We start from the raw sequence: 14,171 nt of genomic DNA, 5'->3' as shown, positions 1-14,171 counted from the left end.
CTCGACATAAAACTAGGGCTGTCTAGCATCCACGCTAGACAGCCCTAGTTTTGCCTACCGGCGCCCGTTCACCGCCGCTTCAGGCAGAGCACGAAGTCGAGTGTGTCCAGCTCGCTGTCGAAGAAGTACCAGTCGGTGTAGCCGGTCACCTTGCCGCACTTCGCCTCGGCGTCCTTCTTGCCGCTGGTCGCGCCGTCGATCCGGCGCAGCACCTCGTAGGTCTTCGGCGCGCAGTCGGCGATCACCAGCTTGGGTTGGCCGCCCCCGCCCTCGTTGGCCACGCACTGGCCCGCCTTGACGAAGCGCGGGTCGGTCGAGGAGGCCGGGGCCGGCTCGGTGGGCGTCGCCTCCGTCGGGTCGCTCGGCGCCGCCGCCGTCGGATCCGCGGCCGGCGCGGTGGCCGCCGTCGTCCCGGCCGTCGGGCTCTTCTCGTCCCGGCCGAGCAACCAGTAGGCCCCGGCGCCGCCCAGCAGCAGCACCGCCAGCACGACCATCACCACCAGCAGCGGACCCTTGCCCCGCTTCGGCGGCGTCGGCTCGGCGTAGGGCGGTTCCCCGCCGGCGTAGGGCGGTTCCCCGCCGGCGTAGGGCGGTTCCCCGCCGGCGTACGGCGGCTGCCCGCCGGCGTAGGGCGGCTGCCCGCCGTAGCCGGGGTCGGCGGGGTATCCCTGGTACTGCGGCGGACCGGGCGCCCATCCCGGCGCGGCCGGCTCGTACTGCTGGGTGCGGGGCCCGTACTGCTGGGGCGGGACGCCGTACTGCTCGGTGGGAGCGCCGTACTGCTGCGGCGGCCCGTACTGCGGACCGCCGGGCGCCGGGCCGTAGTGCGGGTCGGCCGGCTGCGGGGCGTACCCGTCGTCGGGCCGCCGTCCCCCCCACGGCTCGGGTGAGCCGCCGCCCGGTGGTCCGAAGTTCGACATGAACGCCTCCTGCGTACGCCAGTGCTGAGAGGCCGGCCACCAACACGGGACGCCGACGCCGTGGTCACCGTAGCGTGGTCCACCGATGAGCTCACGCCCCGAGAGTGCGACGACCGCCGCCGACGGCTCCGCGCGGTCGGCCCGTCCCGCCCTGATCTGGACCGCCCTCGCCCTGGTCTACCTGCTCTGGGGCTCGACCTACCTGGGCATCCGGGTCGCGGTCGAGTCCCTGCCGCCGCTCACCTCGGCGGCGATGCGGTTCGCCGCGGCCGCCGTGGTGCTCGCGCTGGTGCTGCGGCTGCGCCGCGGGCCCGGGGCGCTCCGCGTGCCGGCCCGCCGCCTCGGCTCGGCCGCGCTGGTCGGCGTGCTGCTGCTCGCCGGGGGCAACGGGCTGGTGGTGCTCGCCGAGTCCGGTCCGCCGGGCAGCGCCGTGCCCTCCGGCGTGGCCGCGCTGCTGGTGGCCACCGTCCCGCTCCTGGTGGTGGTGCTGCGGACGGCCGGCGGAGACCGGCCCCGGGCCTGGACGTTCGCCGGCGTGGCGCTCGGCTTCGTCGGGCTGGTCCTGCTGGTCCTGCCCCGCGACGGCGTGGACGGGGTGCCGCTGGTCGGCGCGCTGATCGTGGTGGCCGGCGCGGTCAGCTGGTCCGTCGGCTCGTTCCTGTCCGGACGCATCCGGATGCCCGCCGACCCGTTCGTGGCCACCGTCTACGAGATGGTGGCCGGCGCGGTGGCGCTCGCGGTGGTCGCGGCCGCACGCGGGGAGCTGTCCGACTTCTCCCCCACCGAGGTGACCACACGGTCCTGGGTGGCACTGGTCTACCTGATGGTGGCCGGCTCGCTGGTCGCCTTCACCGCGTACGTCTGGCTGCTCGCGCACGCGCCGCTCTCCCTGGTGTCCACGTACGCCTACGTGAACCCGGCGGTCGCGGTGGCGCTCGGCGCGCTGCTCGTCGCCGAGCCGGTCACCGCGCAGGTGCTGCTCGGTGGCGCGGTCATCGTGGCCGGCGTGGCGGTGGTGGTGAGCACCGAGCGTCCGCGCCGGACCGCGCCGGCTGCCGTGGACGGGACGGCCCGGGAGGCGGCGGAGCGGTAGCGTCCCGGCCCGTGTCGGCGGCGCTGGTGACCGGGGTGGCGCTGCTCGGCGCGCTCGCCGGGCTGGCGGCCGTACCGGTGGGTCGGTCCCTGGTGGGCGGCGGCCCCGCTCCGCGCCGGACGGTCCTGACCGCGACCGGTGCGGTGGTGTTCGGCGGGCTGGCCGCCGCCCACGGGGCCGGGCCCGCGCTGCCGGCCCTGCTGCTGGTCGCCGGCGTCGGGCTGCTGCTCGTGGTCACCGACCTGACCGCCCTGCGGCTGCCCGACCCGCTGGTCGGCGCGCTGGCGCTCGGCGGCGGGCTCGGCCTCGCCGGCGCCACGCTGGCCACCGGCGAGCCGGGTCGACTGACCGCCGCCGGCGCCGGCGCCGCGCTCTCCCTCACCGGCTATTTGCTGCTCGCGCTGCTGCCCGGCGCCCGGCTCGGCTTCGGCGACGTGAAGCTCGCCGCCGCGCTCGGGCTCCCGCTGGGCTGGCTCGGCTGGCCGACGCTCCGGCTCGGGCTGCTCCTCCCGCACGTGCTCGCCGGGGTGACGGTGCTGGTCCTGCTCGCCGCCGGCCGGGTACGCCGGGACACGCCGCTGCCGTTCGGCCCGGCGATCCTCGCCGGCGCCTGGCTCGCCGTCCTGCTCACCTGAGGCCCCCCGCTCGTGTGTCAGGCGGGGGTCCCGCCCTTCTCAGATCAACCGGAGCTGGTGGTCCCGGGGACGGCGCGGCTCCGCCGTGCCGAGCCGGTCGAACAACGCCGGGTCGATCACGTCGAGGAACGGCGACGGCCGGGTCTCCCGCTCGGTGCCGTGCCGGTTGCGCCGCGCGGCGTGGCTGACGTAGAGCCGGTCCTGCGCCCGGGTCAGACCGACGAAGAAGAGCCGGCGCTCCTCGGCCACCGCGTCCTCGTCCGGCTCGCTGCCGGGCCAGCGCAGCGGCAGCAGGCCGTCCTCGGCGCCGACCAGGAACACCACCGGGAACTCCAGTCCCTTCGCCGCGTGCAGCGTGAGCAGCGTGACCGCCTCGGCGCGCGGGTCCAGGGCGTCCACCTCCGCGCCGGTCGCGAGCTGGTTGAGGAACAGCCCGAGGTCGTCACCGCAGCGCCGGGCCAGCGGCGTGAGCAGGTCCACGGCGGTGCGGACGTCCTCGGGGCGTACCGCGCCGGTGCCGTCGAGCGTGGGCACGGCGAAGCGCTCCGCCAGGAGCTGACCGGCCTGACGTACCCGGGCGGCCAGGGATCCGTCGAGACCGGCCTGACGCAGCTCGCGGGCGATGGCGGTGACGCCGGGCCGGTCGCGCAGCCGGTCGTGCGAGCGCTTCTGCACGGGGATGTTCGCCCGGGCCAGCGCGTCCACGACCGGCGCGGCCTGCGAGTCGGTGCGGTAGAGCACCGCGATGTCGGAGAAGGAGAGCGATGTCGCCCGCCCGTCGATGCGGCCCGAGTCCAGCGAGCGGTGGGACAGGCCGCCGACCAGCTCGTCGACGGTGCGGACCACGAAGTCGGCCTCGTCGGCCACCGAGGTCGCGGCGTAGCGGCCGACCAGCGGCGCCTCCGGGTCGAGCCGGGCCGGGTCGAGGCGGCGACCGCGCACAAGCGACGACGGCGCGATGGCCTGCACCGCGGCGGCCAGAATCGGTGCCGACGAGCGGTAGTTGCGGTTCAGCCGCACCAGCCGGGCGTCGGTGAAGTCCTGCGAGAAGCGCAGGAAGTAGCCGACGTCGGCGCCCCGGAACGAGTAGATCGCCTGGTCCGGGTCGCCGATCGCGCACAGGTTGCCGTCGGCGGGGCTGAGCAGCCGCAGCAGGTCGTACTGCACCGCGTCGACGTCCTGGTACTCGTCAACGAAGATCCACTTCCACCGTTCGCGGTACTCCCGGACCAGCTTCCGGTCCCCCTTGAGCAGCGCCACCGGCAGGGTGAGCAGCTCGTCCAGGTCGACCAGGTCCTTCTTGCGCAGCAGCGCGACGTACCGCTCGTCGTCCTCGCCGGCCTCGGCGCGGGCCGCCGCCCGGTCCGTCTCGTCGGCGATCCGGAAGTCCGCCGGCAGCCCGGCGGCCGCCGCGTTCTCCCGCAGCACGGTCAGGCCGAGCGAGTGGAACGTGCCCACGGTGACGTCCTCGGCGACCGGGCCGAGCAGCCCGTCCAGCCGGTGCCGCAGCTCCTCGGCCGCCCGGCGGGTGAACGTGATCGCCAGGCACTGGTCGGGAAAGACGTTCAGCTCCGCGCAGAGGTAGGCGATCCGGTGGGTCAACGTCCGGGTCTTGCCGGTGCCCGGCCCGGCCACGATGAGCAGCGGACCGCCCGGCGCGGACGCGGCCACCCGCTGCATCGCGTCCAGGCGGTCCAGCAGGCCGGTGCCGACCTCCTCCATGCCGGCGAGCATCGGCTCGAACGGCTCGTGCGGGGAGGGCGGCGGCGCGATCGGGCGAGCCGGCGGCGGCGTGCGCTTCGGCTCGGACCGGGCCGCCGCCGGGCGCTTGGCCCTCGGCTTCGACGCCGGCTCCGCGGGCCGTCGCTGCGCGGGCACCGGTACGTCGAAGAGCGCGTCCTGCCCCGACCCGCCGGCCGTGGCGCCCAGTTCCGCCGGATCGAACAGTGTGATCACCCCGTACTCGCCGTCGTAGCCCGCCACCCGGCGCACCTCACCGCGGCGCAGCCGGCCGATGCCCTCGGCGAGCAGCTCGCCACCGACCCGGCCGATCTCCTCCACCGGGGTGCGGGTCAGGATCTCCAACTCCGGGCCGAGCGCGGCGACCAGCTCGTGGAGCTTGCCCTCCACCTTCTTCGACCGCGCGCCCACCCGGTTGATCTCGCCGAGGATCTCGGCCAGCGGCACCAGGTGCGCCACCGCGCGGGCGTGCGCCGGGCGGTGCCCCACCGGACGGTCGGCCAGCTCCTCGACCCGGCTCAGTACGCCGACGGTGAGCGGCTTGCCGCACTCCGGGCAGCGCCCACCCGCCTCGCGGGTGCGCTCGGGCGACCAGTTCACCCCGCAGAGCCGGTGCCCGTCGGCGTGGTACTTGCCCTCCTCCGGGAAGAACTCGACAGTGCCGGCGAGCCCGTCCCCGGTGCGCAGCGCCTCCCGGATGGCGAAGTAGTCGCGGGCCGCGGTGAGGACCGTGGCCTCCCGGGCCAGCGCCGGCGGCGAGTGGGCGTCGGAGTTCGACACCAGCTGGTAGCGGTCCAGGCTGCCGACCCGCCAGTTCATCTCCGGGTCGGAGGAGAGGCCGGTCTCCACCGCGAAGATGTGCTCGGCCAGGTCGGCGTAGCAGTCGGCGATCGCGTCGAAGCCGGACTTCGAGCCGAGCGCGGAGAACCAGGGCGTCCAGATGTGCGCCGGCACCAGATAGCCGTCTCCGCTGGCCTCCAGCGTGATCTCCAGCAGGTCGCGGGAGTCCAGCCCGAGGATCGGTCGGCCATCGGACCCGAGGTTGCCGATCCGGCCCAGCGCGGCGTTGAACCGGCCCACCGCGTCCAGGTCCGGCAGGTAGATCAGGTGGTGCACCTTCCGGGTCCGGTCGTCCCGCTTGTAGATGGTGGAGATCTCCACGCTCAGCATGAACCGGACCGGGTCCGCCTCCGCCGCGCTCGCCAGCCGGGGCGGCAGCCGCCGGGCGATGTCCCGCTCCGCCTCCGGCGACAGCCGGTAGAGGCCGGGCTCGGCCGGATGCAGCGTCTCCCGCAGGTGGTCGTACCAGGCGGGGTGGGTGAAGTCTCCGGTGCCGAGCACCCCGATGCCCTTGCGTCGGGCCCACCAGCCGAGGTTCGGCAGGGTCAGGTCGCGGCTGCACGCGCGGGAGTATTTCGAGTGGATGTGCAGATCCGCGACGTAGGGCGGGAGGCCACCGGGGGGTGCGGCGCTGAACGGAGGCACGCCGCATCCTGTCACGTCCGGTTGCCCGCCCGCCCGCCGCCACGCGTACGCGTGACCTGAGCAATGCGGTGCTGGACGCGGCGCCCCCGGCACGCTATGGGGCGCGCAACTCGACCAGCGTCACTTGCGGCGGGGCGCCGACACGCACCGGCGGACCCCAGAAACCGGCGCCGTTGGTCACGTACACCTTGGTGCCGTCCACCTCGCCCAGACCGGAGACCACCGGCTGCTGGAGCTTCACCGCCAGGTTGAACGGCACCATCTGGCCGCCGTGGGTGTGCCCGGAGAGTTGCAGGTCGACGCCGAACTTCGCCGCCTCCTGCGCGGCCACCGGCTGGTGGGCCAGCAGCACCACCGGGCGGCTCGGGTCACGGTCGCCGAGGGCGGCGGCGTAGTCGGGCGGCGCGGCCAGACCGGTGCCGGCGGCGGTCACGTCGTTGACCCCGGCCAGGTCCAGCACCCCGCCGCGGGCCTGGATCTCCTGCCGCTCGTTCTGCAGCACCCGCAGGCCGAGCCGGTCCACCTCGCGGACCCACTCCTCCACGCCCGAGTAGTACTCGTGGTTGCCGGTGACGAAGAAGCTGCCGTAGCGGGAGCGCAGGTCGCGCAGCGGCTCCGCGGCCGAGCCCAGCTCGGCCACCGTCCCGTCGACCAGGTCGCCGACCACCGCCACCAGATCGGCGTCCAGCCGGTTGATCATGGCGACGATCCGCTCGGTGTGCGCCCGTCCGCGCAGCGGCCCGAGGTGGATGTCGGAGACGGTGGCGATCCGCAGGCCGTCCATGCTCCGGGGCAGCTTGGCCAGCGGGATCCGGACCCGGTCCAGTCTGGGCGGGCCCATCGCGGTGCGGACGCCGTACCCGGTGACGCCGGCGGCGGTGAGCCCGGCGAAGATCGCCGCGCCGCGCGCGAGCAGCAACCGGCGGGACGGGTCGTGGTCGGCGGGCACGGTGCCCGCCGGCGGAGCGTCGCCACCGTCGGCGGTCCCGCCGGACGGGGTGCCGACGGCGTCGCCGGTCGGCCCGGGCGGGACGGCCCCGGCCCCGGCGCCGATCAGCGCCGGCTCGGGCTCGGGGCCCGTGGCGGCCGCGCGGGCGCGGCGGCGCAGGACGAGCCGGACCACCGCGGTCGGCACCTCCAGCACCAGCAGCAGCACCAGCAGGTAGAACATCAGCGCCAGCCAGAGGTAGCCCGGCCAGGCCAGCCAGAACCAGCCGTCCCTCGTGCCGGCCATGGTCGCCGGAACGAGCAGGGCGAGCAACGCCACCACGGCCGCGCCGAGCCGGCGCCACCGACCCGGCCGGGTGGTGTCCCGGACCAGCCGCTTCCACAGGTAGAAGTGGATCAGGCCGATGACGAGCACGACGAAGATCAGGAATGTCGCCATCGCCAGCACGTCGGCCTCCTCAGCCGCCCGCGAAGGGCGGCAGCACGTCCACCGTCACCCCGGCCGGCAACAGTGCCTGACGATCATGACAGGCCACGCCGTCGACCAGGAAACTCGCCGCCTTCAGCACCACGGACAGTCGCTCGCCGTGCCGGGCGGCCAGGTCGTCGAGGAGTTCGTCCAGCGACCGGCCGGCGGATGCGGTCTCCTCGGCGCGGCCGGCCGCGGCCCGCGCCCCGGCAAAGTAGCGGACGGTCAGTTCCACGCTCACCCTCCGATCGCGGACATCGGCCGCGCGGGCTGGAGGAAGGTCGGATCGTCGATGCCGTGGCCCGCCCGCTTGCCCCACATCGCGGCGCGCCAGCGCCGGGCCAACTCGTCGTCGTCGGCACCGCCGCGCAGCGCCGCCCGCAGGTCGGACTCCTCGGTGGCGAAGAGGCAGTTGCGCACCTGGCCGTCGGCGGTGAGCCGGGTGCGGTCGCAGTCGCCGCAGAACGGCCGGGTCACGCTGGCGATCACCCCGACCCGGGCCGGCCCGTCGTCCACCAGCCAGGTCTCGGCCGGTGCGGCGCCCCGCTCGGCGGGATCGGGGCGCAACGCGAACTCGCTCCGCAGGGCGGCGAGGATCTCGTCGGCGGTGACCATGGTCGAGCGGTCCCAGCCGTGCTGGGCGTCCAGCGGCATCTGCTCGATGAAGCGCAGCTCGTAGCCGTGCGCCAGGGCGAACCGGAGGAGAGCCGGCGCCTCGTCGTCGTTGACACCGCGCATCAGCACCGCGTTGATCTTCACCGGGGTCAGCCCGGCCTCCGCCGCGCCGGCCAACCCGGCGAGCACGTCGGCGTGCCGGTCCCGCCGGGTCAACGTGGCGAACCGGGCCGGGTCGAGCGTGTCCAACGAGACGTTGACCCGGTCGAGACCGGCGGCGCGCAGCGCCGGCGCGAGACGGGCCAGCCCGATCCCGTTGGTGGTCACCGAGATGCGCGGCCGGGGCGTCAGCGCGGCGACCGCGGACACGATGCCGGGCAGGCCGGGTCGGATGAGTGGCTCACCGCCGGTGAAGCGCACCTCGGTGACGCCGAGGCGGCCCACCGCGACGCCGACCAGCCGGACGATCTCGTCGTCGGTCAGCAGCTGCGGGCCGGCCAGCCAGGGCAGGCCCTCTGCCGGCATGCAGTAGGTGCACCGCAGGTTGCACTTGTCGGTCAGCGAGACCCGCAGGTCCCGGGCGACGCGACCGTACCGGTCGGCGAGGACCCCGTCGGCCGGCGTCCGGGGGGCGGTCATCCGTCGACCGTAGCGCGTCGGACGCCCCGCAGCGCGCCACGGGCGGCGGAGACCACCGCGTCCGCGTACGCCGTGCCGAAAAGCGCGGTGTGCACCAGCAACAGGTGCAGTTGGTGCAGCGGCACCCGCTCCCGCCACCCGTCGGCCGGCGGCCGGGCCTCCCGGTAGGCGGCCAGGATCCGCTCCAGGTGCGGCGGGCCACCGAAGAGGGCCAACTGGGCCAGGTCGGTCTCGCGGTGGCCGCCGTGCGCGGCCGGGTCGACCAGCCAGACCCGGCCGTCGGCGCCCCAGAGCAGGTTGCCGGGCCAGAGGTCACCGTGCACCCGGGCCGGCGGCTCGTCGCCGCCGAACTCGTCGATCCGGTCGACGACCTGCTCGACCAGGGCGGCCCCGGCGCCGTCGAGCGCCCCTCGGTCGACCGACATCCGCAGGTAGGGCAGCAGTCGGCGGCGGGCGAACCAGTCCGGCCACGGGCCGGGATCGGGCGTGTTGTCCTGCGGCAGCGCGCCGATGAACCCGGTCCACTGAGCGCCGAACGCGGTCGCGCCGGACCCGTGCAGCCGGGCCAGGTCGCGCCCGAACGCCTCCGCGGCCTCCGGCGTCGGCTCGCCCGGCTCCACCCAGTCGAGCGCGAGCAGGTCGGGCAGCGCGACCAGCACCTCCGGCACCGGCACGGCGTCGGCCTCGCGCAGCCACCGCAGGCCGGCCGCCTCGGTGGCGAAGAACCCCTCCGGAATCGGCCGCGCCGACCGCTCCGGCCAGGTCTTGGTGAAGACGGAGTGCCCGTCGTCCAGGGTGAGCCGGGACGCGGTGCAGATGTCGCCACCGGAGACCGGCGTCTCCCGGATCCGCTGGTGGGTCAGGAAGGTCGGCAGGTGCTCCGGGTGTGCCCGCAGGTATGCCAGGTCCATGAGCGCAAGGTAGCCGGTACCTGGGACAGCCGGGGACCGTGGCGGAACCGCGGCGGCCGTCGATCGCCGGCCACCTGCGCCGATACGCTCCGTATCTGGGGACGGACCGCGTGTCGTCCACAGGGTCGGACGCGGGCCCCGGCGACCACCGAAGCTCCCGGCATGAACTCCACCGAGCGCCCACGCCTGTCCGTCCGCTCGCCCGGCGATCTCGTCGCGGCCGTGCCCTACCTGCTCGGCTTCCACCCGGCCGACAGCATCGTGGTGGTCGCGGTACGCGGCCGGCGGGTGGTCTTCGCCGCGCGGGGCGACCTGCCCGGGGCCGGCGTCGACCCCGCCCCGGCGGCCCGACACCTGGCCGAGGTGGTGGCCCGACAGGAGGTCGACGCCGCCACGGTCGTCGGTTACGGGCCGGCCGCCCGGGTGACCGGCACCGTGGACGCGGTCGGCGACGCGCTGGACGCGGCGGGGCTGACCGTCCTGGACGCCCTGCGGGTTACCGACGGCCGGTGGTGGTCGTACCTCTGCGTGGAGCCGGCCTGCTGCCCGGCCGACGGCACCCCGTACGACCCGGTCGCCAGCCAGGTCGGCGCGGCGGCGGTGTTCGCCGGTCAGGTCGCCCTGCCCGACCGGGCCGCGCTGGCCGCACAGGTGTCCGCGCTCGACGGCCCGGTCCGGCTCGCCATGCGCCGGGCCACCGCACGGGCCCGCCGTCGGCTGGCCGTGCTCGCCGGCGCACCCGTCGACGGCGCCCCGCCCGAGGACGTCGCGGTCGGTGTCCCGCCCACCGGGGAAACCCCGGCGGAGGATCCACCGGCCGAGGGCGGCCCCGTGGTGGTCGTCGGCTCCGGCGGCGCGACGCGGGCCGTGCGCGCGGCCGGCGTGGCGGCGGTGCGGGCGGCGTTCCGGCGGCAACGGCGCGGCGAGCGGCTGGACGACGACGAGGTGGCCTGGCTGACCGTGCTGCTCACCCACATCCCGGTCCGCGACCACGCCTGGTCCCGCACCGACGGCCGGGACACCGACATCAGCCTCTGGACCGACGTCCTGCGCCGGGCCGAGCCGGACCTGATCGGGGCGCCGGGCAGCCTGCTCGCGTTCGCCGCCTGGCGGGCGGGGCACGGCGCGCTGGCGGCGGTCGCCCTGGAACGGGTGCTCACGGCCCACCCCGACCACTCGCTAGCGGTGATCCTCGACGACGCGCTCCGCCGTGGGTTGGCCCCGTCCGAGCTGGACGGCTGGCCCGTCGTCACCGGTTCGTCGGTGCTGCGCCGCCGCCGGCGCCGTCCGCGCCGGTGAGCCGGCGCCGTTCACCCGGCTACGCGCTGCGCCCCGGCGTAGACGTTCATGGTCGGCCCGCGCAGGAAACCGATGAGCGTCATCCCGGCCTCCTCGGCCAGTTCGACGGCGAGCGTGCTCGGCGCGGAGACCGCCGCGAGCAGCGGCACCCCGGCCATCCACGCCTTCTGGGTCAGCTCGAAACTGGCCCGACCGGAGACCAGCAGCACGTGCCCGGCCAGCGGCAACAGGTCCTCCCGCACGGCCCAGCCGATCACCTTGTCCACGGCGTTGTGCCGGCCCACGTCCTCACGCAGCACCACCAGCTCGCCGTCGGCGGTGAAGAGACCGGCCGCGTGCAGGCCGCCGGTCCGGTCGAACGCGCGCTGGGCGGCGCGTAGCCGGTCCGGCAGCGCGGCCAGCAGCTCGGCGGTGACCGCGAGCGGGTCCTCCCGCACCGCGAACCGGGAACGGGTACGGACCGACTCGATGCTCGCCTTGCCGCACACGCCGCAGGAGCTGGTCGTGTAGAAGTTGCGCGCCGGGTCGGTGGTCGGCTCTGGCACGCCGGGAGACAGCACCACGTCGACCACGTTGTAGGTGTTCGGGGTCTCCGCCCCGGCACAGAGCTGCGCCGTGTGCACGTCCTCCGCCGACCGGATCAGCCCCTCGGTCAGCAGGAAGCCGATCGCCAGGTCGAGGTCGTCGCCGGGCGTACGCATGGTGACGGCGAGCGGCCGGCGTCGCCCGGGGCCGCCCGGCCCGACCCGGATCTCCAGCGGCTCCTCCACGGACAGGGTGTCCTGCCGGCGGATCCGGGCCCGGCCGTCGGCCGCCGCCCCGAGGTCGATCCGCAGCACGCTCCGCCGGTCCGTCGCCCGTCCCATGCCGCCATCCTCCCCCGTGCGCCGCCCCACCCGCACCTTCGCGGCGTCCGCGCCCCCGACGGCCCTGTGGTCCGGTCCCGCTCCCGTGCCGGCCCGCCCCCGCACCCCGACCCGTTCCGCCGGCGCGGGACCGGTTCGGGGCGGTGCCCGTGGGTAGGGTGAGGCGGTGACGGGGTACGCGGCGGTGCTGCTCTCCGGCGGCGCGGCCCGACGGATGCGCGGCGTGGACAAGCCCGCCCGCCTGGTCGGTGGGCGACCGATGCTGCACCGGGTGCTGGAGGCGGTCGCCGGCGCGGACGAGCGGATCGTGGTCGGCCCGGCCGGTCCGGTACCCGCAGGGGTGCGGGTGACCCGCGAGGAGCCTCCCGGCGGTGGACCCGTGGCCGCCACCGCGGCCGGGCTGGCGCTGCTGGGGCCCGGTACGACCACCGTCGCCCTGCTCGCCGCGGACCTGCCGTTGCTCACCGCCTCGGCGGTGGACGGGCTGCGGCGCGCGCTCGACGGGTCGCGGGCCGGGCTGGCCTGTTACGTCGACGGTGACGGGCGTCGGCAGCAGCTCTGCGGCGTGTGGCGGGCCACGGCGGTGCGGGCGGCCCTCGACCGCCTGGCGGCGGAGCGGGGCGGCACTGTCGACGGCGCGTCGGTACGCGGGTTGCTGGCCGGTGTCGCGGTCCGTGAGGTGGCGTGGACCGGCTCGGGACCGCCGCCCTGGTTCGACTGCGACACTGACGAGGACGTACGCCGGGCCGAGGAGTGGACGAGATGACGGTGTTGGACGACTGGGTCACCGCGGCCTGCGCCGAGCTGGATCTGGATCCGACCGAGGTGCCGGTGTCGAGCGTGCTCGACGTCGCCCGGGACGTGGCGCACCAGGTGCTCCGGCCGGGGGCGCCGGTCACCGCGTACCTGCTGGGGGTGGCCGTGGGACGCGGCGCGGACCCGGCCGCGGCGGCCGCGCGGCTCAGCGCGCTGGCCGGTTCCTGGCCGGTGGAACTGGACGGGACCGTACCGGCGGAGTAGCCGCCCTCGGGCGCGGTTCGACGCCCACCGCCCATGGGTAGGGTGGCGGGAACGGACGGAGGCGATCATGACGGCAGACCACCCCTCGGCGCCGGTCGACCAGCCTTCCGGCGGTACGCCGGAGCAGCACGAGTCGATCCTGCTCGACGAGCCGACCACGGCCGATCTGCGGGCCAAGGTGACCGAGGCCTGGCGGGAGTTCGCCCGGGCGCTGGCCGACCGGCTGCGCGGGCTGCCCGCCGGCGGGCACCTGGAGGTCACGCTCGACCCGACCGCCTCCGGCACCGGTGACGCCGTCTACTCGGTCAGCGCGGACGCCGGCGAGGAGGGTCGCCTGTCCGCCCGGGCGGTCGGCAACGCCACCCTGCCGCAGGGCTACCGGCTGGACCGGGCCGCGGTGGCCGACATGGTCGCGCTGGGTTGGTCGCCGCCGGGGGTGGTGCCCGGTTCGGGCGAGCAGTTCGGCCTGGACTGCGGCGTCGACGAGGCGACCCGGTTGTCCGCTGTGCTCTCCCGCACGTTGCGCGACGTCTACGGCGCCCCGCACCCCGCCTTCCTGGTCTACCTGGTGCACGACGCCGAGGGTGAGCCGCTGCCGGTGGAGCCGCTGGGCACGGCCCGCAGCGAGTTCGGCCCGGACCGGGACGTGGAGGCGGACCTGGACGAGGCACTGGCGGCCGCGGCGGCGGCCCAGGCCGGCGAGAACGACGTGCTGGCGCTGGAGGAGCGGGTCCGGACCGTCGTGTCGACGATGCTGAAGTCGAACTCCGACCAGGTCCAGGTCGACTCCGACGGGGACATCAACATCCGGGCCGGCTCGGCGATGGTCTTCGTGCGGGTGCGCGACAACCCGCCCCTGGTCGACGTCTTCTCACCGGTGCTGACCGAGGTGGAGCCGACCGAGCGGCTCTACGTGAAGCTCTCCGAGCTGACCAACCGGATGCCGATCGGCCGGCTCTACTGCGCCGACGACACGGTCTGGGCGTCGATCCCGGTCTTCGGCCGCAACTTCCAGGCCACCCACCTGATGCTGGCGGTGCAGGTGATGACCGGTCTGGCCGACGAGCTGGACGACCGGCTGCACGGCGAGTTCGGCGGCAAGCGTTTCTTCGGCGAGGGCGACAAGCCGGCGCGGGCCGAGGAGCACCGCACCGGCATGTATCTCTAACCGCGCGTCAGCGCACGTCGAGCAGCGTCTTGCCCAGTGTCTCCCGGGCCGGTGGCGGTGACCACGACGCGGCCGGCGAGCGCCGGGTCGGCGCCCGCTCCCAGCGCGGTGATCGTGCCGCCGACCCCGTTACCGGGGATCACCGGCAGTTCGGCGCCGAACGGCCCGAAGCCGCTGGCCCGGAACATCGTCTCGACGAACGTGATGTTGGCGTGTGCCACGTCGACGAGCACCTGGCCCGGTCCGGGTGCCGGGTCGGGTGCCGTCCCGGGCACGAGCACCTCGGGTCCGCCGAACTCCCGCAGCCACACCGCACGCATACCGCCCCCTTGCGTCAAGCCGGTCACCAGTGGACGACATGAA

Annotated in this window: 14 protein-coding genes; 6 read left to right on the top strand and 8 right to left on the bottom strand. The window is 75.4% G+C overall.

Annotated features, from left to right (window positions below; all coding sequences use genetic code 11):
* Positions 1-68: 68 nt before the first annotated feature.
* Positions 69-920 (bottom strand): flagellar basal body protein FliL, encoded by an 852-nt coding sequence (locus tag O7600_RS18285; RefSeq protein ID WP_281588959.1) that lies wholly within the window; start codon positions 918-920, stop codon positions 69-71.
* An 85-nt stretch (positions 921-1,005) separates the two neighbouring features.
* Between O7600_RS18285 and O7600_RS18280 the strand changes: the two genes are divergently transcribed.
* Both O7600_RS18280 and O7600_RS18275 read left to right on the top strand, forming a co-directional pair.
* Positions 1,006-2,013: an EamA family transporter gene (locus O7600_RS18280; protein ID WP_281588957.1), complete on the top strand. Its 1,008-nt coding sequence runs from the start codon at positions 1,006-1,008 to the stop codon at positions 2,011-2,013.
* 11 nt (positions 2,014-2,024) lie between these two features.
* Complete coding sequence (locus O7600_RS18275; protein WP_281588955.1) at positions 2,025-2,648, top strand: A24 family peptidase; 624 nt, start codon at positions 2,025-2,027, stop codon at positions 2,646-2,648.
* A gap of 39 nt (positions 2,649-2,687) precedes the next feature.
* Here O7600_RS18275 and O7600_RS18270 read toward each other — a convergent pair whose 3' ends face one another.
* From O7600_RS18270 to O7600_RS18250, 5 genes are all read right to left on the bottom strand, one after another.
* Positions 2,688-5,873 carry a UvrD-helicase domain-containing protein gene (locus tag O7600_RS18270; RefSeq protein ID WP_281588953.1) on the bottom strand — a complete coding sequence of 1,062 codons (3,186 nt, stop codon included), beginning with the start codon at positions 5,871-5,873 and terminating at the stop codon, positions 2,688-2,690.
* A gap of 94 nt (positions 5,874-5,967) precedes the next feature.
* Positions 5,968-7,269 carry a metallophosphoesterase gene (locus O7600_RS18265; protein ID WP_281588951.1) on the bottom strand — a complete coding sequence of 434 codons (1,302 nt, stop codon included), beginning with the start codon at positions 7,267-7,269 and terminating at the stop codon, positions 5,968-5,970.
* A gap of 10 nt (positions 7,270-7,279) precedes the next feature.
* Complete coding sequence (locus O7600_RS18260) at positions 7,280-7,525, bottom strand: MoaD/ThiS family protein (protein WP_091567854.1); 246 nt, start codon at positions 7,523-7,525, stop codon at positions 7,280-7,282.
* 2 nt (positions 7,526-7,527) lie between these two features.
* Positions 7,528-8,544 carry a GTP 3',8-cyclase MoaA gene (gene moaA, locus O7600_RS18255; protein WP_099163228.1) on the bottom strand — a complete coding sequence of 339 codons (1,017 nt, stop codon included), beginning with the start codon at positions 8,542-8,544 and terminating at the stop codon, positions 7,528-7,530.
* Positions 8,541-9,455, bottom strand: coding sequence for a fructosamine kinase family protein (locus tag O7600_RS18250; protein WP_281588948.1), 915 nt, complete (start codon positions 9,453-9,455; stop codon positions 8,541-8,543). Before O7600_RS18250 ends, moaA begins: the two co-directional genes overlap by 4 nt.
* A gap of 162 nt (positions 9,456-9,617) precedes the next feature.
* Between O7600_RS18250 and O7600_RS18245 the strand changes: the two genes are divergently transcribed.
* Positions 9,618-10,754, top strand: coding sequence for a DUF4192 domain-containing protein (locus O7600_RS18245; RefSeq protein ID WP_281588946.1), 1,137 nt, complete (start codon positions 9,618-9,620; stop codon positions 10,752-10,754).
* A gap of 11 nt (positions 10,755-10,765) precedes the next feature.
* Here the strand turns inward: O7600_RS18245 and fdhD are convergent, their stop codons facing one another.
* Positions 10,766-11,620: a formate dehydrogenase accessory sulfurtransferase FdhD gene (gene fdhD / locus O7600_RS18240; protein WP_099163231.1), complete on the bottom strand. Its 855-nt coding sequence runs from the start codon at positions 11,618-11,620 to the stop codon at positions 10,766-10,768.
* A 166-nt stretch (positions 11,621-11,786) separates the two neighbouring features.
* On the opposite strand from fdhD, the gene O7600_RS18235 reads away from it, so the two are divergent.
* From O7600_RS18235 to O7600_RS18225, 3 genes are all read left to right on the top strand, one after another.
* Positions 11,787-12,386, top strand: a complete 600-nt coding sequence (locus O7600_RS18235; protein WP_281588943.1) for an NTP transferase domain-containing protein — start codon at positions 11,787-11,789, stop codon at positions 12,384-12,386.
* On the top strand, positions 12,383-12,640 hold the full coding sequence (locus O7600_RS18230) for a DUF6457 domain-containing protein (RefSeq protein WP_281588941.1): 258 nt from the start codon (positions 12,383-12,385) through the stop codon (positions 12,638-12,640). Before O7600_RS18235 ends, O7600_RS18230 begins: the two co-directional genes overlap by 4 nt.
* 67 nt (positions 12,641-12,707) lie before the next feature.
* On the top strand, positions 12,708-13,808 hold the full coding sequence (locus tag O7600_RS18225) for a hypothetical protein (RefSeq protein ID WP_281588939.1): 1,101 nt from the start codon (positions 12,708-12,710) through the stop codon (positions 13,806-13,808).
* Here O7600_RS18225 and O7600_RS18220 read toward each other — a convergent pair.
* Positions 13,805-14,128, bottom strand: a complete 324-nt coding sequence (locus tag O7600_RS18220) for a hypothetical protein (protein ID WP_281588937.1) — start codon at positions 14,126-14,128, stop codon at positions 13,805-13,807. The two genes, O7600_RS18225 and O7600_RS18220, sit on opposite strands and share 4 nt — an antisense overlap.
* Positions 14,129-14,171 lie beyond the last annotated feature (43 nt).

Origin of the sequence: Micromonospora sp. WMMA1998 (assembly GCF_027497375.1) — a bacterium.
In the GTDB taxonomy this organism is placed as follows: Bacteria; Actinomycetota; Actinomycetes; order Mycobacteriales; family Micromonosporaceae; genus Micromonospora; species Micromonospora sediminicola.
The sequence above is the reverse complement of the archived record's forward strand: the minus strand, read 5'-3'. Positions and strand labels throughout refer to the sequence as shown.

Bases quoted from the DNA above. Each gene is read 5' to 3' on its own strand.
- O7600_RS18250 (WP_281588948.1), bottom strand. From the start codon at position 9,455: ATGGACCTGGCATACCTGCGGGCACACCCGGAGCACCTGCCGACCTTC.
- O7600_RS18220 (WP_281588937.1), bottom strand. From the start codon at position 14,128: ATGCGTGCGGTGTGGCTGCGGGAGTTCGGCGGACCCGAGGTGCTCGTG.
- O7600_RS18245 (WP_281588946.1), top strand. From the start codon at position 9,618: ATGAACTCCACCGAGCGCCCACGCCTGTCCGTCCGCTCGCCCGGCGAT.
- O7600_RS18285 (WP_281588959.1), bottom strand. From the start codon at position 920: ATGTCGAACTTCGGACCACCGGGCGGCGGCTCACCCGAGCCGTGGGGG.
- O7600_RS18230 (WP_281588941.1), top strand. From the start codon at position 12,383: ATGACGGTGTTGGACGACTGGGTCACCGCGGCCTGCGCCGAGCTGGAT.
- O7600_RS18225 (WP_281588939.1), top strand. From the start codon at position 12,708: ATGACGGCAGACCACCCCTCGGCGCCGGTCGACCAGCCTTCCGGCGGT.
- moaA (WP_099163228.1), bottom strand. From the start codon at position 8,544: ATGACCGCCCCCCGGACGCCGGCCGACGGGGTCCTCGCCGACCGGTAC.
- fdhD (WP_099163231.1), bottom strand. From the start codon at position 11,620: ATGGGACGGGCGACGGACCGGCGGAGCGTGCTGCGGATCGACCTCGGG.
- O7600_RS18280 (WP_281588957.1), top strand. From the start codon at position 1,006: ATGAGCTCACGCCCCGAGAGTGCGACGACCGCCGCCGACGGCTCCGCG.